This window comes from Sulfidibacter corallicola, assembly GCF_017498545.1.
GTDB classification, from domain to species: Bacteria; Acidobacteriota; Holophagae; order Acanthopleuribacterales; family Acanthopleuribacteraceae; genus Sulfidibacter; species Sulfidibacter corallicola.
In genome coordinates this window covers 6,004,459-6,028,648 of record NZ_CP071793.1, presented here as the reverse complement: position 1 = coordinate 6,028,648, position 24,190 = coordinate 6,004,459, and the positions used below count along the sequence as shown (strand labels likewise).

Genomic DNA, 24,190 nt, shown 5'->3' with positions numbered 1-24,190 from the left:
GATCGCTTATTTTTTGAGCTTGTCCTTGAACACCTTTTCGAATTTGTCGACCTTCGGTGCGATCACCAACCGGCAGTAGGGTTGGTTGGGATTCTGCTCGAAATATTCCTGGTGGTAGTTTTCTGCGGCGTAATAGACACCCAATGGGCTGATTTCGGTCACGATGGGATCGTCGAAAACGCCGGCCTCATCCAACTTCTTCTTGTACTTCTCGGCTTCGGCCTTTTGCTGGTCGTCGTGGTAGAAGACCGCACTGCGGTATTGGGTGCCCACGTCATTGCCCTGGCGGTTGAGAGTCGTGGGATCGTGGGTCTTCCAAAAGACTTCGAGCAGTTCCCCGAACGATACGACCTTGGGATCGAAGGTGATCTGGACGACCTCGGCATGGCCGGTCCTGCCGGTACAGATTTCCTTATAGGTCGGATTTTTGGTGTGGCCACCGGTGTAGCCGGATTCGACGGTCTCGACGCCCTTCAGGCGTTCGAACACGGCCTCGACACACCAAAAGCAACCGGCACCGAATGTGGCTTTCTCCATAGCTGTCCCCTCTTTTTGCAATTTCGATTGGGTCTCGCCGGCAATCGAGGCGCCGGCCACCATCCAAATCAGTAACCCAAACATAGGGAAGCGCCAACTCCTGGCGTCTCGCATTCTTTTCACGGCATCCCCCCTGGCGGAAAAATTTGGGCACTCGTGTTTTGGTTTCATTAAACCACGTGCCGTAGAGAAAAGAACTCTCATCGAGGGCCACACATTCCCCCGTCCTCGAAGGTAGCGGGATAAATGTCGCCAGGCTCACATCCGGGCATCGCGGACGTCCATGACGCGCGGCCTGTATGGCGGCCGGCTCGAATGGCCCGCCGAACCAGGTCATCGAGGCGGCGAAGGGCTCCGCTCCCAACGATCGCGACCCCACGCCAGTTGCCCCAGCCGTGCCGCCAACAACTCCGGAAATCGCCGGTACCACGTGGCGTTCAAGGGAGAGGGATGAGGCAAGGGATGCAACCGCAACGTGCGCGCTTCGCCGTCCTCACCTTGCAGTGTCCATTCGAACGAGGTCTCGAAGCGGTCCTCTCGTTGCCAGAACGCCTCGAGCTGTTTGCGTGCCGCGCGGTCGACACCGATGCCGAACCAGAGAAACGCTTCGCGGCCCAGGGTCACCACGTCTTCCCCGGTCCACTCGTGCAAGAGCACATCGGCCATCAGCGACCGGCCCCGCTTTTTGACGGCCTGGGACCAGGCCTTGTTGCCGAGGGGCTTGTAGGGCATGGTGTTGGCCCAGAAGACGTTGTCGCCAATGGCGATCGAGGCCTCGAAATCGGGCATCTCGGTGCCGAACCAAGCGCGGTACAGCTCGGCTCGGACCTTCTGACCGCCGGCCCCCACGAAGGGCATGCCGTGGCGAACTTCCTCGCGGCCAGGATCGCGACCAAAAATGCAGAGACGGGCCTGGGCCGGGCCGAAACCGATGATCGGCTCCAAGGGATCCTTCCCGAAGGACTCGTACACGGGAAGATCCAGCTTGTCCAACTCAGCGGCCAAGCTTCGAAAGGCCAGGCGTCGGGCTTCTCTATCCACGGATGCCTCCTTGAGCGAAGTGTACGGGGCGAAAAGCACAAGTAAACCACAAAAGGATCGCTCCGTGTTCGCCGTCCTGACACGAGGCTCTCGAACGGCGAGAGAGCCGTCCGCCTGTCCCCTGTTTCTTCGAGGTGATCACCCCAGTGATTCCCGCATCGTGAGAGGGCAGTAAAGCCTGTAGGTTGGGCTGCCAGCCATACCGGCCGTGCCCGACACTTCGAAGTAACTCAAGCAACGACAATCCATTGCGCCAAAGAGCGAAGCACAGAATCTCCCTCGCGGCCCCCAATCCGAAGCCGCAAAATCAAAGTGCCCGCATCGTGAGAGGGGTCGAAAGGCCTGTAGGTTGGCCCGCTGGGCCGACACTTCGAAGTGATTCAGGTAACGACTTAGTGCGATGCCAGAGAGCGGAGCCAAAGGTTTCGCCAAAAGACTGCGACCGAAGAGCCCGCCCGCCCGTAAGCGACGTAAAGCCTGTAGGTTCACCAGCTTGGTGAACCAATCGAAGCGGCCCAACCTACAGTGAATCGGGATGCCCAAGAGCGGAGCCGGTTCCTTCGCGGAAGGTTCTCCGCCGAAGTGCATTGCCTCGTAGTTCCCGCATGCCGAGAGAGGCGTCGTCGCTGTAGGTTTCGGGCCCGGCCAGGGTGCTGGGTCGACACCTCGAAGTAACGCAATCCTCGATGAAGCGCCATCCCAAGGCCTTGCCTACCTTTCCCGAAACATCCATCCCAAAGCATCCATCCTCGCTGTTCCCGCATGCGGAGAGAGAATCCAGGTCTGTAGGTTGAGCCAGGCCGCGCAGGATGCTAACTCGACCGATCGGAGCAACCCACACTTCATCAGTGTGTTACGCCACCAGGTATTGTTCATCCAGGCCTTTACTGCTCCCACCCGAATGAGCTCGCTCCGCTCTTTGGCGTTGCTCTACGTTGCCACAGGGTTCACTTCGATTGGTTCACCAAGCTGGTGAACCTACAGGCCTTGCGACCCTTTCACGATGCGGGAACCCTGGACCTTACGGCTTCGCTGGCGCAGCGCGAGGGAGGAAATCGGCTTTCGCTCTTTGGCGCAATTGGTTGTCGTTGCTTGGGTTGCTTCGACGCGTCGGCCCAGCGGGCCAACCTACAGGCCTTGCGTCGCATGCGCGCTCGCGGGCACTTCGAAGCGACTTTGCTCGGGGGAACCAGCACAGCCGAAGGATTCGGGTACTTCCGGGCCTCGACTACGGCGACGGCGTCGGGGTTGCGGAAGGCGTCGGGGTTGCGGAAGGCGTCGGCGCCGCCGTTGGGCTCGGCGTCGCCGTGGGCGCGGGTGTCGCGGCCGGTGGCGCGGTCGAGGTCGGGGTGGAGGCGCCCGGCGTGGCGACCGGCTCGGGCGCAGGCACCGCCGGCGGAGAAGGCGTCGGCGCAGGCTGAGGCCCACCGCCAAAGTTCACGGGCGGCGGCGCATCGATCGGAGCGCGGCCGTCGTTCATGCGATCAAGTTGATCGTAGATCTCGAGCCGTGTGCGCAGATTCAGCCAGGCCGCGAATGCCGCCTCGTGGTTTTTGATGATCAACTCCGCGGTGACTTCTCCCCCTTCCTCGAGTAGGTTCTTGCCGAGCCCGCCGCCGAGTCCGACCCCGAAATCGGCGATCAGACCGACGGTGATGCCGTGCTCGGGAACCTCGTCCCCATACACCAGGTAATCGATGCCGTCTTGGGTGAGGGTGTTGGTCAGCTCCCCGGTCCACGCCTGACGCGCACCCGACTGCATGGTATCGATCCCGTGCAAGGTCACGACCCCGCCGAAGATCATCACCGGCACGCCGGGCAATGCACCGACACCCGTTCCCGAAGCGCCACCGCCCGCGGTGACCATGGCGACCCCGGCTGCGGTCTCCAGCGCACCTCCGGCGAAAATGAGCACGCCCACGACCCGATTGGCGGTGTCCGTGACCTTGTCGGAAAAAGACATGTCCCACCAGCTCTGTTCCTCGGGAGTCAGCGGAGCCACGGGATTGGTGTCGCCGACGATGGTGCCGTCCGGCTGGATCGTGGCACTCACCGGCGGGCTCACCAAATAGGCGACGACACCCACGCAATTGTGGACACCCATCAATCCATTGCAATTCATGTCCATGGTGCTGGTGTGAAACACGACCTGTTGGCCGTTGACGAACACCGTGCGGCAGGCCGTGGACGGCCGGCAGGCACCCAGGTTCACGCCGCTCTTGACGCCGCCACCGGTGCCGGCCTCGTTGCCGATGACCGCGGGGATGAAACAGTCCATGTTGGTGGCAGCCTGGCCGGTGAATTGTACGTCTCCGGAGGCGTTGGCCACGTCCCCGAAAAAGCCGATGATGGTGTAGGGCACCGGCACCCAATCGCCGCCGATCGGGGTGAGGCAGATGTCGGGATCCACATTGATCACAAACGCGTCCGGGGTGGCCCGGCACCCCTCGTTCACTGCCATGTCACACGCTCCATCCATGTTTGGCCCGGATGCACCAGCCGCGATTCCAAAACGCGGATGGGCTCGTCCAGGGGATAATTGGCCCGCCAGGTGAGATGCACGCGGAAATCCGAGAGGCTCTCGGCACGCAAATCGAAATAGATCGTGTCGAGCACCAACGGCACGATGTGAAGACGACCGCTGCAAAAACGCATGAGCAGGCCAACCCGATAGCGGGGCAAGGCAAAATGCAGGCGACCGCCTCCCGGACAGAGCCCTTCAAGCACGACGTCTTCGTCGCCCTCTGGATAGCCCTCGTAGATCAGGTCCTCGTGCGCGCAGTTGTTGAAGCCCTCGCAGTAGTCCGCCGGCAATTTCGGTGCGCGATGGTCGACCCAGGCCTGGTCCATGGTGCCGGCACGCGCCAAGCGGGGCTGCCAGTGGCGCGCCACCGGCGCCAGGCTTTCGGGCCGCATCGGCTCGCCGGGTTCGTGGACGGGTGCTTCGGGATCCATCACCTGGGGCGCGGCCACCGGTTGGTCGCGGGGCGCCGCCTTGGGGTCGAAATACCCCTTGCCGACCGGGTTGGCCATGTAGGTGACCTGCTCTTCATCGCCGCCTGTGTAGCTCCCACCGAAGGACTGCTCATAGGTCAATGGCACGCGGTCCACCGGCTCTGGATCGTCCAACTTCCAACCACCCCAGCGACGGCGACGCCAATGGCGCGGCCCCGTGACACGTAGCCGCTTCGTCGCGGTGCCCAAGGTAGCGGCCACATCCCATTCCGGCGCCGGCAGCCCTTCGGGTGCATAGGCAGTCGCATTGAAATAGATGTCCGCCCCGGGTTTGAACGGGGCGAGATCGGTTTCCGTCAGCAGACTGGTGGTGGCGCTATCGCCGCGAAAGACATCGCGAAACTCGATTTTGGGCTGCTCGGGAACGGGCAGGATCGGCGCCCCCGAATCCCGATCGGGGAGTCGAAAGGTACCGCGTACCAAAAAGACCCCACGCTTGTTTCCATCCGGATCGCGATTCTCGAAACAGAAGATGGGAAAAGGGATGAAGTTGTGTAATTGCATAGGCTTGACACGCTCTCCATAAAAATTCGACCAACGGGACCGGGATCGATCCACGGTTCCCCACGACGCCCGAAAGGTCAGGCCCCAACGCGCGGGGCATCGTCGACCCCAACCCGCCAAGGTGAAACCCTGGGAAACTCCCTGGTACCGTACAGGGCATGGATGCAGCTCGAAAAAGAACGAAAACGCGACAACCGGCAGAATGGACGGAAGGCGGAATCCCGCCGAATCCCAACGTTCGATGAAATAGTGATAGGTGACCGAATCGAGTGAACGGCCAAAGGACATAGCATTAGCCACGAGGCCCGGTTCGCCATCGCAATCACTCGATGGTCAAGACCTCCCGACGCCCTCTATTTTAGGGACCCGGGCACCTGAGAAACCATCCCATGTTTATAGGGTTTTTAGGTCCGAAACGGGTCGAGACGGCCTGGTCTCCACCGCGGCACGAGGATGTACCGAACCCTGCCGCTCCCAAAGGGAAAGCTCGCGTCGAACCGCCCGCGAAAGGCGCCCACCGAGCACCACAAGCGTGTTAGGATCAGTGGTTTCAAAAGCAGGACAATCCCTTCGGACCGAACGGCACGCTCTCGAGCCAATTTCGCATTTCTCAAATAGGTCCCATGGCGAAGATGTGACATGCGGACCAGAACTCCATCGACCTCGTTCGTGAGGGGATCCGGACTCATCAACCAAGGAGATACAGATGTCGGACATCATTCACACCCACGAAGCTCCCGCCGCGATCGGGCCCTACGTACAGGCACGCAGAACGGGGAACATGCTCTTCACGAGCGGCCAAATCGCCATGGATCCCAAGACCGGCGAAATCGTGAGCCAGGACGTGGAAACCCAAACCCGGCAGTGCCTGGAGAATCTGGCCGCGGTGGTTCAAGCCGGCGGATGCCGCATGGAGGACGTAATCAAGACGACCCTCTTCATCAAGGACATGGACGATTTCGGCAAGATCAACGCGGTCTACGGAGCGTTTTTCGGCGACCACAAACCCGCTCGCTCCTGCGTGGAGGTGGCGCGACTTCCCAAGGACGTGCTGGTCGAGATCGAGTGTATCGCCCAGGTCCCGACAGCTTGAAGCGGTGCCCGGGTTCCCTGGCCCGGGCCCCTTGACAGCGATCGGCGAGCAAGCTAAGGTTCGACCATCGCGCTCAGCTCACATAAGGCGCCCGTAGCTCAGTTGGATAGAGCGGCGACCTCCTAAGTCGTAGGTCACAGGTTCGATTCCTGTCGGGCGCACCACCCAACCTTCGGACCCGATTGCCATCCTCCGAATCAATCGACGTGTTCTTCGTCCCGTTTGGGTGACGAGGTCGGGTTTCCGGGGTTGACGACAATCTCGTCCACGTAGAGCCAAGCCGGTTTGCCGTCACGCCCCCGCTCCCCGGGAAGGGTTCCTCGATTGACGGCGTGGACCCTGACGAATCGAGCGGTCACATCCTCGAAGCGCGCTTCCAGAAGCCGTCGTTCGGGAGAGCCCGATTCCGTGGCATCGGCCACGGGTATTTGCGCCAGGGTCCTGAAGGTTCGCCCATCGTCGGAAACAGCGTAGGTCAGTCGGATTGGAAAAAAGGCCCGCGCCCAGGCATGACGCAGAAAACCGGTTCGCAGGTGCCGAATGGCAGTGGGTGCCCCCAAATCGAGCGTGGCCACCAGATCTTCGCGTTCGTATCCTTGCCAACGTCCATCCCGATAATCGATGGAGCCTCGGGCACCATCCGTCAAGGCGGCGTCTCCGCCGGCCGAGTAACGCGGCGCGCTCGGGGTGACCACCGCCACCGCTCGTCCTCGCGCCGCATGCGGCAGCAAATTGTCGGTGGCGGAAGGCGCGCGGTAGTCCTTTCGGGCCGCAATCTGGAGCTGCGGCTGCAGTCGCCGCGCCAAGGCGCCCGGTTCGCCGTCTTTGGGGCCATAGGGACGCAGCAGGTACCGGTACCGCATCGGTCGCGGCCAGAGCGCAAACGCCAGATGCGGCGTAGCGCCCCACGAGTTGTCGCCACCGACACCCATCTGGCGGTAGTCCAGGTGCAGGCTGGTAAACGGACGCGGCTGGAGGTCGACCGAGTGCCGGAAGGTCTTGCGGTCGCCCTCGTCGAGGTCGGCCACGGTATAGGGCAGTGCGGCCGCCTCCAATCGAGGCAGGCCCACCGCCAACAGGCCGGTGCCCTTTCCGTCGTGAACCGCCATCCAGGTTACGTCGGTATGGTTTCCGGTTTCCTGGGGCCGCACGTAGGGATGCGGCTGGTCGCGAACGGCGGCGTCGTAACGGCCCAGGAAGGCGCTTCGCTCGCGGTCGATGTAGGACTCGTGCGGCCCGCGACCGTACCAGCCGACCCGATCGAAATCAGCCGCCAGCCGCCAAGTGGTGCCGAAACGCGCCATCTCCGGCAGATCGTCACCCCCAGGCACGAACTTCAGGTCGACGAGCAGGGTACCGTCACCATACAGGGTCGTCGACCAGGTCATGGTGCCGAGCCCGCGCGGCAAGCGCTCTTCGCGCACGAGGATGAAGTTGCCGGCCTTGTCGGCGCGTCGAACCCGGGTCACCTCCACCTGGCTGCCCGCATCGCGCCAGGTTCCGTTCATCCGCGGGAAGTCGGCACCGTAGTCGTTGTCGGTGGGCGGTCGCCAGAACTCGCCGAAGGGCGACCGGACCAACAAGGACTTGCCTTCCACTTCCAGGGATTCGGGCAAACCCTCGCGGAACCGTACGGTGACGGCACCGGCCTCGACGACATGCCCGCCCGCGACCTCGCGAATGGCGAGTTTGGCGGGGTCCTTTCGCTTCGGTGAAGGCTGGAGCCGCGTCGGCGCCAGCGGGAATTGATCGCGAGCGACGACATGCCCCGCGGGTACCATTTCCGCCGCGCGTTTCGTCACGAGCTGCACATCAAGCAGAAGTTCTTCGACTTCGCGCGCCGTGATCGGCGGGAGTTCGAGACGCACGGCACCCCGCCGCCCCGCTTCCAGCGAACCTGGATCGAACTGGCCCCGATGCACGACCGAGCCGTCCCGCAACACTTGAAACTGTCCGGCCAGGTGGCTGAGATCCAGAAAGTCGTACCGATTGGTCAAGTTCAGTTCGCCTCGTGCCGCACCGCGCGCGATCCCCACCGGCTGATAGACCTTCTTCACTTCCAGGGCATGGGGGTGGAGGGAGCGATCCGAAGCCACCAACCCGTTCACACAGAAATTGCCGTCGTTCCGCTGACCCTTCGGCTCGAAGTCCCCTCCGTAAGCGTAATAGACGCGGCCCTTGTCGTCCGTTTTGCGGATGGACTGGTCGACCCAGTCCCAAACAAAACCGCCCTGCAGGACGCCATGCGCTTCGATCAGGTCCCAATAGTCCCGAAGGTTGCCGCCGCTGTTGCCCATGGTGTGGGCATATTCGCACAGGATGTAGGGCCGATCGTCGTGCTCGCGGGCATAGGCCGCCATCATGTAGTCGCGGGCATACATGGGGAACACGATCTGGGTGTGGGGCTTCAGTCGGGCCTGCTCGTAGGCCACCGGTCGGCTGGGGTCGCGGTGCCGCACCCATTTGGAGGTCGCCTGGAAATTGACGCCGTCGCCGGCCTCGTTGCCCAACGACCAGACGATGATCGAGGGATGATTCTTGTCGCGCTCCACCATGCGCACCGTGCGCTGCATATGCGCCTTTTCCCAGAGCGGCTTGTTGGCCAGGGTCACGTCCGGATCGTAGCCCATTCCGTGCGACTCGATATTGGCCTCGTCGACCACGTACAGCCCATATCGGTCGCAGAGCCGATACCAACGCGGATCGTTGGGGTAGTGACTGGTGCGCACCGCATTCACGTTGAGCCGCTTCATCAGTTGAATGTCGCGGATCATGGACGCTTCGTCGACGACCTGGGCCATGACCGGATCGTGCTCGTGGCGGTTGACCCCGCGCAAGGTGATCGCCTTGCCGTTGACCAGCAAGCGTCCGCCCTCGATCTCGACCGTGCGAAACCCGATATCGTGAACCAAAGCCTCGATCACCGCACCCTTCGCATCCAAAAGTTCGATGGTCAGGCGGTAGAGGTTCGGCGTTTCCGCACTCCAGCCCGCGATCCCCTCGAACGACTGCCGCCAAGTGACCTCGGAATGGTTCGTCTCTACCTCGTCACGCCATAACCGGGCCCGATTCGCCGCATCCAGAACGGTGGCTCGCACGCGATAGGGCGCGGAAATCGAACCGCCTACGTGCACGGTCAAATTCAAGTGACCCTCTCGATAGTCGTTGACCAGCGCGGCTCGGGCCTCGAAATCTTCGATCCACATGGCCTCACGCGCGACGAGCACGACATCGCGCTTGATTCCGCTGATGCGCCAGAAATCCTGGCACTCCAGGTAGGAGCCGTCACTCCAGCGGTAGACCTCGACCGCGAGCAGGTTCTCTCCGGGGACCAGGTGCTCGGTGATGTCGAATTCGGCGGGAAGGCGCGAGCCCTGGCTGTAGCCGACCTTCACCCCATTCACCCAGAGGTAGAAGGCGGATTCCACCGCACCGAACTCGATCGTGACCCGCTTGCCGCGCCAAGACTCGGGAACCTGGAACCGATGCCGATAGGAACCCACCGGATTGTAGTCGTGGGGGATGTGGGGCGGATTGGGCGGAAAGGGATAGGCCTCGTCCAAATACCAGGGGGTGCCGTAACCGAGGAACTCCCAACAGCCCGGCACGGCGATGCGGGCCCAGGCGGCGTCGTCGAAATCGGTTCGATAAAAGTCCAGCGGCCGATCGGCCGGTTTGCGGACCCAGTGGAACTTCCACTGCCCGTTCAGCAGGAGCCGGTTGGGGTTCTCGCCTCCCTTCAGTGCCGTGTCCAGATCGGGCCAGGGCGCGAACGAGGCATGAGGCGGAAGCTTGTTCCGCTCGACCACTTCCGGGTTCTCCCAATCGGGTACGCGCTCGCCGTCAATTGCAAGCATCCAGATCAACAACCAAATCGTCACCACAACCTCCTAACCGTTCAGGCGAACGACGCCATGCCGGCGAATCTGCACTTCGCGAACGGCTCCCTTTCCAAAAACGGGTTCCATTAAGCGGCGAAAGGGTTCTACCCGATCGCTCTCCATCAAGGCCAGAACAGATCCCCCGAAGCCGCCACCATGCACCCGCCATCCCCCCGCCGTCCCGGCCTCGAAAAAGGACCGACAGAGGTAGAGCGCCAAACTGATGCCCTGCGATTCCGGATCGAGGAAGGAACTCTGCAGCCAAGCGTGGGAAGAGACACCCGACTCGCGGGTGCAGGAGAGGAAGGTCTCCCAGTCTCCGCGCTTCAAAGCGGCCGTGCCCCGCACCACGCGCTCCTGTTCGTCGAGGAAATGGAGCCCACGCAGAACCGCCCGATCTCCCAGTGTCTGGCGAAGTTTCGGCATTGCCTGGAGGAGTTCGGGTTGCGACACGTCGCGCATCCGCCGCCGACCCAGGGCTCGGGCCAAAGCCCCCATCTCCTGGGGAATCGAAGCGTAGGCGGCGTCGAGCCCCTCGTGATCGCTGCCGGTTTGAACCAGGATCATGCACTTGTCGGGAGGCGGGAAGGCGACGTCGAGAAGGGATACCCCCGGTTCGTCGGGGTTGGCGAAGTCCAACGCAATCAGGCCTCCGTGCGAAATGACCAATTGGTCCATGAGTCCGCAGGGCTTGCCGAACCAATTGGTCTCGGCATCCTGGGCGACGCGTGCGAGCTCGCCGCAGGAAAGATCGCCGCTTCCATGTAGTTCGTGAAACAGCCGACCCAGCAGAACCTCGATCGCCGCGGAAGAGGAGAGGCCACCGCCGATGGGAACCTGGCTGGCGAAAAAAAGGTCCAGCCCACCAATGCCACAGCCCCGTGCGGCGAGGCCGGCGGCGACGCCCCGAATCAAGGCCGCCACCCGGCCGCGCTCCTCCGGCAGCGGCGCCAGGTCGTCCAACCACAGGGTGAACGCGTCCCGGTAGGCGTTGCTGTGCAAGCGAACCACCTTCTCCTCATTCGCCGCCGCGAAGGCCAGCACATCCCAACCGATGGTGGTGGCAAGCACCTGACCCCCCTGGTGGTCGGTGTGGTTGCCCAGAAGTTCGATACGCCCGGGCGCGCTGAATACCGCCTCGGGATCCCTGCCATAGGTGGACCGAAAATGGCGGGCGCCCATCGCCCTACGGGCATCCTGGGCCGCCAGTCGTTCGGGATCGACGCCATACAATTCTTCGAGGGTTACCCTGGGCATCGTCATCGAATGCCTCCCGATATCACCGCCCGAAGTGTTTCGGCCGCCGTCTCGGGCGTGAGATCCCGCTGCGATTCGGCCAGCAACTCGTAACCGACCATGAATTTGCGGACACCGGCCGACCTCAGCAGCGGCGGATAGAAATGGGCATGGAGCTGCCACCAAGGCCGTGCGAGTCCGTCCTGGGGTGCGCCGTGCCAGCCGAAAGAATAGGGAAAGGTCGTGTCGAAGAGACCATCATAGCAGGCCAACACCCGTTCCAACATTTCGGCCAGGTCGCTTTGTTCCGCCACGCGCAACTCGGTGATGCGACTGATCGGGAATCGCGGGAGCAGCAGCAGTTCGAAGGGCCACACCGCCCAAAAGGGTACGATCGCCAGCCAATGGTTCGTCTTGGCTACGACTCGGGTTCGGAGTGCGGCTTCGCGCTCGACCACCTCCAGGAGCAAGGCACGGCCCCGGCGTTGGAACCAGTCGCGTTGGTGGGTATCCTCCACGTCGTGCAGCTCCGGAGGACTGTCGGTGGCCCAGATCTGCCCGTGGGGATGAGGATTGGAACACCCCATCTGGGCTCCGCGGTTTTCGAATATTTGAACGTGGGAATACTGCCGCCCGAGCGAAGCGCACTCGCGAATCCAGGTTTCGATGACCGCGCGAATGCCGTCGCGGCCCAGATCGCCCAACCCGAGATCGTGGCGCGGGGCGTAACACAGGACCCGACAACGGCCGCGAACCTCATCGGCACGAAACAGGAGGTCGTCGCCCGCAACGGGGTCGGACGCATCGAGCAGCGCCGGAAAATCGTTGTCGAATACGAAAGTTCCCGAATAGGCCGGATTGATCCGGCCATTGGCACGGCGATTCCCCGGGCACAGATAACAGTTCTCGTCGTACGCGGGTCGGGGCGCGTTGACCACCGGCTCGCGCTGCCCCTGCCAGGGGCGTCGATTCCTTTGCGGGGAGACCAGAATGCGTCGCCCACTCAAGGGATCGAACCGACGATGAGGACCCATCACGGCGCCACCTTCTCCAGCGGCGCGCCGGGCGCTGGCATGTGGCCCGCCTCCACCAGGGCCATGACCCCGAAGAGCGAGCCCCACGAGTGGAATCGATCGGATGACAAGCGGGCGTCGTCGCCGGTGCCCGTGATCGCCGAGTAGTTCTCGCTGACGAAACCCTTGTCACGCCATTGAGCGAGGAACATGTGGAGCGATTTATCCGCGAGCTCCCGTGCCGAATCGGTAAAACCGGCTCGGTGGAAGGCTAGATAGGTCAGCCAGTTCAATGGCGGCCAGATGGCTCCGCGCCAATAGCGCTGTTTGGGAAAGGTGGGGTCGTTGCGCGCGATGCTGGGCAGGATCCAATCCCCCGCAAATTCGCGCTCGTCGTAGAAGTGATCGAGAATTTTCCGCGAACGGCCCTTGTCGGCGACGTCGGCCAGTAGCGGGTAGAACAGGGTCGGCGAGAGACGAAACGAGAATTCGCCGGTGTCGGTCCTGCGGTTGAGATAGAAGCCGGTTTCCTCGTGCCACAGCGCATCCATGGCACGGGTCAACCGTTGCGCGCGATCCAGGAGTTCGCGCCGCTCGGCGTCGCGACCCAGCAGTGTGGCCATCTCGGCCAGCGCCCGGCAATCGGCGATGACCAGGCTGGTCAAGCCTACGTCCTGTAACTCCAACGTGTTCTTTTCGGCATTGAACGGCACATCGATGTACATCGGCGAATCGTCCATGCCGGACTCGTATCCCGCGGTGCGCTTGCTGCGGGTGGCGGGTTCGTGGAACGGGTTGGGCGCCTGGTGTGATCCGTAGCTGAGCAGGCCTTCATTGAGACGCTTGCGCATCCACCAACGGTTCCAGCCCAACAGGTCGTCGAAGACCGCTTCCAGAAACCAGCGCTCGGGATATTTCTTGACGATCTCGCGAACCATGATGCCGCCCACGGGCGGCTGCGAACGATCGAACGATTTGGAATCGTTGCCGCGATTGTCGTTGGGGATGAACCCCTCGTCGGTCTTGCCGTGAAGGTGTTCGATGATGTTTGCGAACGCCAGATCGCGCGAGTCGAGCGCGGTCATGTAGGCCAGGAAGAAGTTGTCCCAGCCGAAAAGGCAGTAACCGCCGTATTCGGCGTTCCATAGCCGCCCCACGGTGGACACGACCCGGTCGTGCTTGGGCTCGTAGATGGTGTTCCAGGCGATGCCGGAAGTCACGGCGAGCCACGCCTGGTCGAGATCGCCGTACTTGGCACGCGCCTGCTCGGCCAGGCGCGCCTCGGCCCGCGTCACCAGGTCGGTGACCTCCGCGAGAGTGCGCGGCTTGCCGGTGGAAATGGCGAGCGGTCCTTCGAGCGGCAGCGCCAGATAGGGCGTGCGGGTCGGGACGTAGGGATCGTCCACGTGCCGACCCGTGGTAAAGACGCGGATCTCGCGGTTGGCCAATCGCGCCACCAAAGCCTCGCCATCGCGCAGAAGATGTCCTGGCCGATTCCACAACATGGCGGTTTCGAGCACGAGCTTGATCCGGTTCTTGCTCGGGGACATCGGTTCGATCAGGACCACCAGGTCATCGCCGGCATGGGCCGTCCGAATGGTGGCGGCCAGCTCTTCCCAATGGAGGGTCAGCGAGGTGAAGGAGCCGTCCATGGCGTGCAGTCCGGGCCGAATCCGCTCGGCTCCTTCCTGTCGACGCCCGATCAAGGCTTCGCCCAAATGGCGCTCTTCGAGCCAATAGTGTTGCTTGAATCCAAGGTTCAGGGCAAACCCCTCCGGTAAAAGCACCTGCGTCAAGACCGAGGGACTGTGCCAGGTGTTCCAGCCACGTTGGAGATTGTCCTGAATGCGGCGGTAGGCAGGCCGCTCGCGCACCGGCGGACCGGCGAGCGCGGGTAGGGCGAGCAGCAGGGAGAGACAGAAAAGCAAAATACGAGAAGCCATGGTCACATCCGTCCGTATGGTTGAAAAAGCGGCCCTCGCGAAAACCATCCGAGAAAACACCCGACAAGCGGTGGAACACGGCGGCATGAAGTGATGGGAAGCATGGGAAGGGCGCTAAGCTATTATTGATATATTAAAACCATATCAACACACAAGTCAAAGCGGATCATGCAGTTGCTGCCTTTCTCGACATTTTCGGCAAGTGCCGGGCCTCGCCGCCCGCCCCATCGCGCCTCCTTTTCCCACTCCGAAACGGGTAGCCGGCCCCGTTCCGAAAACCCGCTCGGCCCGAGCGATGCGGCTTCCTGGACGGGGGCGGCGGGTCCCGTCACCGAGCGAAAACCGGTTCAGGCGACCATAGGCGAATCGGGCCGGATATGCTGTAATGGCAGATGATTTCTCGACAAGCGCGACAGTGGAAGGAGCTTTTCCGCCAAGGGATCCCAAGGCCCCCATCAGCGCGACCGGCAAGCCGTTCGGGTCGCGCCGTCTCCCTCATGGGATCGGGCTCCGTCTGTCCGCCCCAGCCCGCTTCGGGGCACCAACCCAACACACCAGTGAGGCACCGACATGGCAGTAAAATCTCTCGATCAGTTGGATCTGGCCAACAAACGGGTTCTGGTACGCGTGGATTTCAACGTGCCGATGGACAAGAACCAACAGATCACCGACGATTCGCGCATTCGCGCAGCACTCCCCACCATTCGTTACTTGTTGGAACAGGGATGTGAGATCACCCTGATGAGTCACCTGGGTCGCCCCAAAGGCCAGGTGAAACCCGAATTCTCGCTCAAACCCGTCGCCGCCCACCTCGGCGAGCTTCTGGAGACCGAGGTCGCCTTGGTCACCGACTTCGCGGACGGCGGTCGGCACGGCAAGGTGCAACTCCTCGAGAACCTCCGGTTTTCACCCGGGGAAACGAAAAACGATGCGGACTTCGCCAAAACCCTGGCCCAATACGGCGATGTCTACATCAACGACGCCTTCGGCGCGGCCCACCGTGCCCACGCTTCGATCGCCGCCGTCGCGGAACACTTCGAGGAAAAAGGGGCCGGCTACCTGCTCGCCAAGGAGCTGCACTACCTGAAAGAAGCCCTGAAAAATCCAGAGCGCCCCTTCGTCTCCATCCTGGGCGGCAGCAAGATTTCGGACAAACTGCGCCTGATCGAAAACCTGATCGACAAGGTCGATACACTGATCATCGGCGGCGGCATGAGCTACACGTTCCTTGAAGCCCAAGGTATCGGTATCGGTCGGTCGCTGGTGGAGAAGGATTTCGTGGAGGAAGCCAAGCGGCTGCTGGAGCTGTGCGAACGGAAAGGCGTGCAGATGCTGCTGCCCCTGGACCACCTGGCCGCACGCGATTTCAAAGAAGACGCGGATGCCGAGATCACGCACGATCAGACCATCGCGGAAGGGCTGATGGGTTTGGATATCGGGCCGGAAACGATCAACCTCTACAACACGCAGGTCGCGGCGGCCAAGACCATCGTCTGGAATGGCCCGATGGGCGTGTTCGAATGGGAGACCTTTGCCACGGGCACGATTTCCGTCGCCGAGGCCATGGCCGAGAATCCGGGCATGACGATCATCGGCGGCGGCGACTCCGTGGCAGCGGTCAACAAAGCCGGGGTTCAGGATCAAATGACCCACATCTCCACGGGCGGCGGCGCCTCCCTGGAACTGCTGGGCGGTCACGATCTGCCCGGTGTCACCGCATTGGAGGCCTAAATGGCGAAATACATGGTTTTGGGAAACTGGAAATCGAATGGAAGCCGTGAAGCGGCGGCAACTTTCGCCGCGGCGTTCAGCGGCGTGTCGAAAGCCCCGCCCGAGGGCACGATCTACGGCCTGGCCCTGCCGTTTCACCTGATCGACGCGGATCGGTTCGGGAAGACCTGGGTCGGCGGGCAAAACGTATCGCGCTTCGGCGAGGGCGCCTATACCGGTGAGACGTCGGCGGGCATGCTGGCCGAACTGGGCTGTCGTTTCAACCTCGTCGGCCACTCGGAACGCCGCCAATTGTTCGGAGAAACGGTGGCCGACACGCGCGAAAAAATCGATCGCCTGCTGGCGGCGGACATTTTGCCGGTGCTCTGCATCGGCGAAACGCTCGAGGAGCGCAAAGCCGGCCGCCTCCTGGAGATCCTTCACGGTCAATTGGCCGCCATCGCGCATCTGAGTTCCTCTACGGAACTGGCCATCGCCTACGAACCGGTCTGGGCGATCGGCACTGGTATCGCAGCCGAACCGGAAGACGTGGCGGACGCCCACACCCGCATCAAGGCCCATCTGGCCGGGCTAGGCTTCACCCAAACGCCGGTTCTGTACGGTGGCAGCGTCAAGCCCGCCAATGCCGCGGCACTGGCGACCCTGAAAAACGTGGACGGCTTCCTGGTCGGTGGCGCCAGTTTGAAAGCGTCGGATTTCGACGCCATTCGAAGCGCCTTCGTTTCGGGCAAAGACTCCTGAGTTCCGCATCGTGCCCATCCGAAGGCGGGATGGGCACGCTCTCCGGAGGTCCGAAGCAGAAGGCTTCCCCAGGTAAAGCACTAAAATTAAACGTTTTCTCACCATTGAGCGCACAAAGAACTGGGAATTTCGGCTGTGGTCACCGAAGTCGACAGCTCAACGACGCACCACCCGAATCGGGTACAGCTCCGGCTTGGACGAAGCCGGATCCTGGTAGTAACCGGTATCGCCGTGAACCGCGACCAGCCTGAAGGCCGTGTCGAAACTGATCCCCTGCGGCTGGCCCGTCTCCGCGTTGTAGCACTGGTAGGAAATGAGGGACCGACTGCGAATGTTGCGAAAACCCACCAGGAACATGTCCTCTCCCACGGCAAACAGGGATACGACCTCGGAGAAGGTTTCCTGGAGCTTCTGAAGTTCGCGAGGATTCTTCGAGACCTTCTTGAGTTTGCGCATATTGGCGTCCGTCCAACCTCGAGGACTGAGCGTGAAGGTATTGGTCGCGCTGAGGTTGGTATCGAATACCGCGACGGAAGGACTCAGGCTCTGCATGACCAAGAGGCGCTCACCACCTTGGGATTTGACCCGCGCGAGGAAGGACCGGCGCAGGACCGGCGACATCTTGGTCAACTGGCGGTTCATGATTTCGTAGCCGTAGCGAATGGGCTGGAACTGGGCGTCGAATCGGCCGACCAGGAATTTCTCCTTGACCAGGGATACCGGCGCGGCAAATCCGCCACCAACCTGAATCAGGCGACCGACTTCGAAAAGGACGTCGAAATTGGTGGCCATCCGGTTGACGGGTTGAAAATTGGCATCCCACACAAAAAATTGACGCACGGCGGAATCGTAGACATAAACCCTTTGGTCGGCTTCCACCCAGGTCACCTGGTGGGGAAGCTGAAGCTTGGCACCGGAAGCGGCTTGAAGCATCGCCAATTGCTTGCCGGACTTGTCGAAAACCAAGACGGCACTGTTGCCTTCGTCGGGCACGAAAAGGCGATCGGCCGACACGGACATACGCTCAAAATCGAGACCCGTTTTCTCCAGAAGAATCTTGGGCTGGGCCTCAAATTCGACCTGCTGAGCAAACAGGATCGTCAGCAGTAATGAAATCACGGTGTCTCCTTGTGGCACGGGGGAGTGGGCACGGTCGTTCGAGGATCCCCCCAGGCCGGTCCGACACCTTCGACCGAAATCGATCGCACGCAACGCGAATGAAGGCCGCGACTCCATCGGCGGCACCATTCCGTCGGCCGGCGAATGGATGCGTAATCGAGAAAAGTGACGATGACCAAACTCGCGAACCCACACCGAAAGGGCGCCCCAAACATCACCCCACGAAAATCCCCTACCAGGCGAAAGGCCGAGACAAAGGAAGCGGTGGAATCCCGAGAAACCAAATAGAAAGGGGATGCCCCTATTAGGGCTCAGAATCGGCGGCGTGTCAAGTGCGAAAGCCCGTGGAAAGCGCACTTGCCGGGTCACCGGGCGGCACTTTTCACACAACGTCAACTTTATCTTTTTCAATAACTTGATACACCCGGTAAAGAACTGCCGCAACCGGACGAAGGGCCGCGATCAAACCACACCCTGTCGATGGAAATACACGACCGCCACCTAGGCGAAAATCCCGTGGCGGCATGGGATTTCTCGGCCCGTGACCTCTTTCGGAGCCACCGTTCGCGTAGAGTTTGGGGTAGAATTTGGGACACTTTCGCGTAGATGCAAGATTTGTCGGGGGGAACATCCGATCGGAGCAGAACCCTCACGCGTCAAAGATTTACAGAGGTACGCTTTAAGATGCTGTTGTTTGGAATCATTGCCATGTTCGCTTATTCGTTCAAAGACATACACACCTACGGCAACGTGGAACAGGTGCAAACCTCCCACGTGTCGCTCGACCTCTCGCTGGACTTCGATAAAAAGGTCATCAGCGGTTCCTGTGAGCTCACGCTCAAATACGCCGACCCCAAAAAGGGCGCGGCCCACATCGACCTGGACACCCGAATGCTCACGGTCACCAAGGTCGTGGAACCGGGAACCGGTCGCACCTTGAAATTCGACTTGGGAGAAAACGAGTCACTGTTGGGTCGCCGTCTGCGCGTCAAGCTTCCCAACCCCAACATTACCAAGATCGAGATCCACTATCACACCGATCCGGCCGCCGGCGCCCTGCAATGGCTCGAGCCGCGCATGACCACCTCCAAGAAACATCCGTTTCTGTTGACTCAAGGTCAGGCCATCCTGTCCCGCACCTGGTTTCCCTGCATGGATTCGCCGGGCGTACGGGTGACCTACGACGCGGTGATTCGCGTGCCCAAGGGCATCACCCCGATCATGAGTGCGGCCCATGGCAAACACGAACCCGAGAAGGGCATCTATCGTTTCGAGCTGAAACGCGCCATTCCACCCTACCTGATCGCGCTGGCCGCCGGCGAAATCGAGTTCAAGGCGATTTCCGACCGCTGCGGGGTCTACGCCGAACCGGCCGTATTGGAAAAGGCGGCCTGGGAATTCGCCGACATGGAAAAAATGATGAAGGCCGCCGAGGGCCTTTACGGCGAATACCGTTGGGAACGCTGGGATACCATCGTTCTGCCGCCGAGCTTTCCGTTCGGGGGCATGGAGAACCCCATGCTGACGTTTGCCACCCCGACCCTGCTGGCCGGCGATCGCAGCCTGGTCAACGTCATGGCCCACGAGTTGGCACACTCCTGGTCCGGTAACCTGGTCACCAACGCCACCTGGTCGGACTTCTGGCTCAACGAAGGCTTTACGGTCTATTTCGAGCGTCGCATCGTCGAAGAACTCTACGGCAAGGAAACGGCGCAGATGCACACACTGCTCGGCCAACGCGAGTTGCATCACGAGATCGCGGAAATGGGCGCCAAGAACAAGGAATTCGCCAAGCTGTTCCAGGACCTTTCCGGACACGATCCCGACGACGCCTTCAGCAGCGTCCCCTATGAAAAGGGCGCCAACTTCCTGTTCGTCCTGGAAAAATACTTCGGCCGCCGCGCGTTCGACGCCTTCCTGATCAAGTACTTCGACACACACGCCTTTCAGAGTATGACCACCGCCAAGTTCCTGGCCTTCATGAAAAAAGAGCTGTTCCAAGGCAACGAGACGGCCTGGAAGGAGCTCAAGGTGGACGAGTGGGTCTACCAGGCCGGCGTGCCCGACAACATGGTGATCCCCAAATCGGAGAAGTTCGACAAGACGCGTGCAGCGGCCAAGGCCTTCTCCGAAACCGGCAACCTGGATTTCATCGACAAGAAGGGTTGGGTTACGGAAGAGTGGCTGGATTTCCTCAACAGCCTGCCGGAGAAGGTGGATCACGCGAAGCTGAAGAAGCTCGACGAGCATTGTAATTTCAGCAACACGGGCAACTCCGAGGTTCTCTTCGCCTGGGGCATGGTCGCCATTCGCAACACCTACAAACCGGCGCTTCCCGCCGTGGAGCACTTCCTGATGCGCCAGGGTCGCCGCAAGTTCCTCAAACCGCTTTACCAGGCGTTGTGGGACAACCCGAAAACGCGCGACCTCAGCAAGGAGATCTACGCCAAGGCCCGCTCGGGTTACCACCCGATCGCGACCGCCACGATCGACGACATCGTCAAGATCTGAGGCTCGCAAACGGACCGCCCAGGCGGTCCGTTTTTTTCTTCAGGGCTCGCCTTTTCCCATTTCAGCCGCGACTACGGCATCGGATCGACGCCCGATGTCATGGGTCCCGAGTAACGCTCGCGCAGGTGCTGGGTCAGAATGCGCTTGATCTCTATGATTGCCAAGGGATGGGTATGGGCGTCGTGCCCGCTCGGCACGACCAGCTCGGAGGCGACGTCGTCCAAATGGGCGCTTTCGTAAGGCACTACACCGTCGGAGCCCCCTTCCAACTGGCCCTTTCCACGATCCCCGAGGATCGAATGCACCGCCACGCGCCGGTCGATCGGGAGCTTGCCGAACACGCGCACGATGCCGCGCGTCGGCGAAAGGGCCTTGATGCTGGTCGGTCCACGCCGCGCGAACAGTTCGGCCGTCTCGGGTTTGACGACGCCCGGATTCCTGGCCATGATGTCGTTCAAGCGGTTCTTGAATTGTTCCGGCAAGCGCACCAGCGAGCTCCCCAGTCGGCCGATCCATCCGTCGGCCATGCGGCTCCCCTGATGGGGCACCGAAATGAAGACCACCCGTGACACGTAGGGCTTGGGTTGGAACTGGAACACGCCACTCAGAAAAGCCCGTTGCCCAGCTTCGAGATCCATATCCTCGAGTTTTCGATCGAATGCCGCGTTCCACACATCATCGCCGCTGTGGGTGACCAGCGTCCGGGTGAGCAGGCCGCCCATACTGTGGCACAGAACCACCAGGTCCTTCATGGCGGGATCGTCCCGCTCGGGATCCACCTCGTCCATAAAGGCATCCAGGGTATCGCGCATGATCTTGCCGGAGTACAAAAAGGGATACCCGGTGGGATACATGTAGTGCCAAATCTGGTAGTTGTCGCGTACGTGGGGATCGCCGTTGAGGTCGTTGGTGAGTTCCAGCCAGGTAGCGGGGGTGGAGCCGAGCCCGTGTACCATGAGGACTGGAACCTGCTCGGGATCGTAGGGTTCCATCAGGTAAACGCCCTGGTGCGCCAAGCTCTTCTGGGAGTTGCGCAGACCGCGAAATCGGTATTTGTCCAAGTCGGCGCGATCGAGCAGGTAGGCGTAGGGCGCGGTGAAATCGGCGGCCAGCGGAATGGTCCCGCTGCCGGAATCGAGATGGCGCGAGGCACGCGGATCGTGAAATTGCAGCCAGGCGCGCCGGGGCCGGCCGTCCTTGGCGTGGTAAACGCGCTCGAATTTCAGGGTGGCCGTCATCGGGTGGACGATGCCCTCGGGAGGATAGAATCGTTCCATCGGTTCCTTGCCGAGGTTCTCGCGCAGGGCGATCAACGGAGCCCCGAGGCCGTGGTGCAGATATCGATTGCGGAAGCCGCGGATGGCGACCTCGGTGGCGGGAATGAAGGTATCGAAATAACTGCGGGTGTAGACGCCGCACCAGTCACCGATATCGATGTCCACTTCCTCGAAGTAGTAGGACGCGCGGTGAGACTTCAACGTGCCTTCTTTGGCCTGGTAGAGCGAAATGTAACGTCCCACCGAAAAATTGTAGATGCGTTGCATTTGGTAGTACTGGTTGTCGAAGGCCTTGTCGACACAAAACTCGCCGGCGCCGAACAGGTAATCGAAGGTGTGGGCCGCGGTCATCAAATACAGGGAGGCGGCCAGGTCGGCACGCCCCGATTGGTCGGCCTTCCGTCCTTCGATGTAGGCGATTTCGGAGATGCAGGCCAAGAGGTTCGGTGAGGGTTCCAGCGCATAGATCGCCTTGAGGCCCGCCAACGCGTGCAGCGGTTTGTTGCGGTAAAAGTTGTCCAGGTGGTGGAGGCGCAGGGTCTGAAACGATTCTTCGCTCAAGCGCCCGGTGCCGAGGACATCGCGGGTCATGTGCGTGGCCATCTTCAGAGGATCGGTTTTCTTGACCGAAACGCTGGCGCAGGAAAGAACCGTCAGCGCGAGAAGCCCCGACAGACCGAGACGAACCACGCGCCCCGGAGCGGGACGCACCCCTTCGCTCGCACGACTACCGATGCGTGCATGACCCATGACCGACCCCCTGTGATCCAGCTCTCGAAGTCCACGAACCCGGACGACGAAGCCGACCGACCCGCCAGCCCTGGTTCGCCTTGAAAGCCTTTTCTTCACTCGATTTGTGGTGTTATCCCATTGTAATCGATAATCGTGGGGAAAAGATTGCTCATCAACGTCCGGATGCCGGGGGCGACAACTCCGAACGCATCATGATTTCACACAGCAGGTGATCCACGATCAGGCGACGATCGATGCCCGAACCCTTCAGTTTGGAATCGGCTTGGCGCATCAAGTCGAAGGCCCGCCGCAATTCACAACTGGAATAGGCGCGTTGGCGCCCCATCAGGTCACCGGCAATCTTGGGCGGCACACCGATCAGTTGAGCCATCTTCCCCTTGTCGCGAACGCCTTTGGTCATGGCGATCTTGACCAGGAACAATTGGCGCAGGAACATGTTGATCGCCGACAACAGACTGATGGCGTCGCTGCCGCTGTCGATGATGTCGTGCGCCTTGATCAGAGCTTGTGGGAGATCTCGTTTGCCCAGCATTTCGTTGAGTTCCCAACGGGTGACCATGCGGGTACGGCCCATCAAGGCCTCGACGTCCTCGGCCTCGATCTGATTGGATCCCAGTTTGAAAATGCTGAGTTTGTCCAACTCTCGGTGGACCTTGGAGATGTCGTCGCCGGCCAATTCGGCCACCAGCTCGACGGCATCGGGCGTGAGGCGCAGGCGCATGCCGGTCGCCACACCTCGTATGAACTCAGGGAGTTCCCACTGGCGTGGCCGCGGAAAATCCAGTAGACGCACGCCGGACTGTTTGGCGGAAAAAAACTTTTTGCGACGGTCGGCCTTGGTGAAACTCATGACCAGGGTGGTGGTGTCGCAGGGGGCGCCCAGGTACTTGGTCACCACGTCCAGGTCCTTCTTTTTCCATGCGTCGCAGTTTTCCACGATCAACAGCCGGCGATCGGACATCATGGGCAGCATCCCGGCTTTGTCGACCGCATCGACACCGGTCAGCTCGTTGGCGTGGAACTGCTCGAAATTGAAATCGGCCATGGAGGGATCGACCAGGGTCTTCTTCAACAGCTCCAGGAACCGCTCTTTGCTCCAGGTCTCGTCCCCGATCAAGAGGTACACCGGCGCGATGCGCCCGTCGCGCAATTCCCGAGCACCGGTCTCGTAGGCATTGCTCATTCAGCGTTCCTCTTCGGTTCGATCGGGCTGGGCTTCGGCCTGGCCTCCGCCGTCACCTTCGGACTTCGATTCGGAAGATTCGCGGGCATCGTGTTCGGCAATGGCCAGGGATATGTTTGTCACGACCAGATCGGCGACCGCTCGCAACGCCTTGTCCTGCAGGAACACCACCTCATCGCGATAGGCGCCCTGGCTGGTGGTTTTCTCGTACTGATCGGAATACTGGTAGTTACGCATGGACCAGATGACCTTGCCCTGGCGGTCGCGCAGTTCGAAGCTGATCACGAACGTGAACTGGACGGACTTGGTACGGCCATCGGTATCGGTGGCGATGATGTTCTCGCGGTATTGGCTCATGGTGCTGTGCAGCGCCAGATCGGCTTCCGAATCGACCGGGCGTAGCGCGGAGCCGGCCAGACAGCGAGTAATCAACGCATCGCGCATGCGGCTCCGAACCACGCTGGTCGGGGCCGAACCGTCGACGGGTTTCACCGCCAACGTCGCATAGGACGCGGATGACCAGTCCACCAGATGGTAGCCGCAACCGAGACATCCCAAGAGGACAGATGCGATGAGACCAGAAAGAAAAAGGCGTCGTTTCCACATAGCGCG

At 61.4% G+C, this 24,190-nt stretch carries 16 protein-coding genes and 1 tRNA gene; 5 read left to right on the top strand and 12 right to left on the bottom strand.

Annotated features, from left to right (window positions below):
* Positions 1–6: 6 nt before the first annotated feature.
* The 4 genes from msrA to J3U87_RS18475 form a co-directional block, all read right to left on the bottom strand.
* Complete coding sequence (gene msrA, locus J3U87_RS18490; protein ID WP_237377261.1) at positions 7–621, bottom strand: peptide-methionine (S)-S-oxide reductase MsrA; 615 nt, start codon at positions 619–621, stop codon at positions 7–9.
* Between the two features lie 249 nt (positions 622–870).
* Entirely contained in the window at positions 871–1,578 is a 708-nt protein-coding gene (locus J3U87_RS18485) for a uracil-DNA glycosylase family protein (protein ID WP_237377260.1), read from the bottom strand.
* A gap of 1,228 nt (positions 1,579–2,806) precedes the next feature.
* Positions 2,807–4,039, bottom strand: coding sequence for a DUF4150 domain-containing protein (locus tag J3U87_RS18480; RefSeq protein ID WP_237377259.1), 1,233 nt, complete (start codon positions 4,037–4,039; stop codon positions 2,807–2,809).
* Positions 4,030–5,097, bottom strand: a complete 1,068-nt coding sequence (locus tag J3U87_RS18475) for a DUF2169 family type VI secretion system accessory protein (RefSeq protein WP_237377258.1) — start codon at positions 5,095–5,097, stop codon at positions 4,030–4,032. Before J3U87_RS18475 ends, J3U87_RS18480 begins: the two co-directional genes overlap by 10 nt.
* Positions 5,098–5,803: 706 nt before the next feature.
* Here J3U87_RS18475 and J3U87_RS18470 point away from each other — a divergent pair.
* The gene (locus J3U87_RS18470) at positions 5,804–6,190 is read left to right on the top strand and encodes a RidA family protein (protein WP_237377257.1); all 387 of its coding nucleotides are present in this window, start codon (positions 5,804–5,806) and stop codon (positions 6,188–6,190) included.
* An 87-nt stretch (positions 6,191–6,277) separates the two neighbouring features.
* A tRNA-Arg gene (locus J3U87_RS18465) sits at positions 6,278–6,354 on the top strand.
* Between the two features lie 33 nt (positions 6,355–6,387).
* On the opposite strand, the gene lacZ is transcribed toward J3U87_RS18465, so the two are convergent.
* From lacZ to J3U87_RS18445, 4 genes are read right to left on the bottom strand one after another with little or no spacing between them, the layout of a single operon-like run.
* Positions 6,388–10,071 carry a beta-galactosidase, LacZ type gene (lacZ, locus tag J3U87_RS18460; RefSeq protein ID WP_237377256.1) on the bottom strand — a complete coding sequence of 1,228 codons (3,684 nt, stop codon included), beginning with the start codon at positions 10,069–10,071 and terminating at the stop codon, positions 6,388–6,390.
* Positions 10,072–10,080: 9 nt separating this feature from the next.
* On the bottom strand, positions 10,081–11,334 hold the full coding sequence (locus J3U87_RS18455) for a galactokinase (protein WP_237377255.1): 1,254 nt from the start codon (positions 11,332–11,334) through the stop codon (positions 10,081–10,083).
* The gene (locus J3U87_RS18450) at positions 11,331–12,341 is read right to left on the bottom strand and encodes a UDP-glucose--hexose-1-phosphate uridylyltransferase (RefSeq protein WP_237377254.1); all 1,011 of its coding nucleotides are present in this window, start codon (positions 12,339–12,341) and stop codon (positions 11,331–11,333) included. Before J3U87_RS18450 ends, J3U87_RS18455 begins: the two co-directional genes overlap by 4 nt.
* Positions 12,341–14,263: an alpha,alpha-trehalase gene (locus tag J3U87_RS18445; RefSeq protein WP_237377253.1), complete on the bottom strand. Its 1,923-nt coding sequence runs from the start codon at positions 14,261–14,263 to the stop codon at positions 12,341–12,343. Before J3U87_RS18445 ends, J3U87_RS18450 begins: the two co-directional genes overlap by 1 nt.
* 570 nt (positions 14,264–14,833) lie before the next feature.
* Here J3U87_RS18445 and J3U87_RS18440 point away from each other — a divergent pair.
* Both J3U87_RS18440 and tpiA read left to right on the top strand, forming a co-directional pair.
* The gene (locus J3U87_RS18440) at positions 14,834–15,994 is read left to right on the top strand and encodes a phosphoglycerate kinase (RefSeq protein ID WP_237377252.1); all 1,161 of its coding nucleotides are present in this window, start codon (positions 14,834–14,836) and stop codon (positions 15,992–15,994) included.
* Positions 15,995–16,735: a triose-phosphate isomerase gene (tpiA, locus tag J3U87_RS18435; protein WP_237377251.1), complete on the top strand. Its 741-nt coding sequence runs from the start codon at positions 15,995–15,997 to the stop codon at positions 16,733–16,735.
* Positions 16,736–16,891: 156 nt separating this feature from the next.
* On the opposite strand, the gene J3U87_RS18430 is transcribed toward tpiA, so the two are convergent.
* Positions 16,892–17,854, bottom strand: a complete 963-nt coding sequence (locus J3U87_RS18430; protein ID WP_237377250.1) for an NHL repeat-containing protein — start codon at positions 17,852–17,854, stop codon at positions 16,892–16,894.
* 708 nt (positions 17,855–18,562) lie between these two features.
* On the opposite strand from J3U87_RS18430, the gene J3U87_RS18425 reads away from it, so the two are divergent.
* On the top strand, positions 18,563–20,365 hold the full coding sequence (locus tag J3U87_RS18425; protein WP_237377249.1) for a M1 family metallopeptidase: 1,803 nt from the start codon (positions 18,563–18,565) through the stop codon (positions 20,363–20,365).
* A gap of 71 nt (positions 20,366–20,436) precedes the next feature.
* Here the strand turns inward: J3U87_RS18425 and J3U87_RS18420 are convergent, their stop codons facing one another.
* The 3 genes from J3U87_RS18420 to lptE all read right to left on the bottom strand — a co-directional run bounded on the left by J3U87_RS18420 (position 20,437) and on the right by lptE (position 24,184).
* On the bottom strand, positions 20,437–22,392 hold the full coding sequence (locus J3U87_RS18420) for an esterase/lipase family protein (protein ID WP_237377248.1): 1,956 nt from the start codon (positions 22,390–22,392) through the stop codon (positions 20,437–20,439).
* A gap of 154 nt (positions 22,393–22,546) precedes the next feature.
* Entirely contained in the window at positions 22,547–23,578 is a 1,032-nt protein-coding gene (gene holA / locus J3U87_RS18415) for a DNA polymerase III subunit delta (RefSeq protein ID WP_237377247.1), read from the bottom strand.
* Positions 23,579–24,184 carry an LPS assembly lipoprotein LptE gene (gene lptE / locus J3U87_RS18410; RefSeq protein ID WP_237377246.1) on the bottom strand — a complete coding sequence of 202 codons (606 nt, stop codon included), beginning with the start codon at positions 24,182–24,184 and terminating at the stop codon, positions 23,579–23,581.
* Positions 24,185–24,190: the final 6 nt, after the last annotated feature.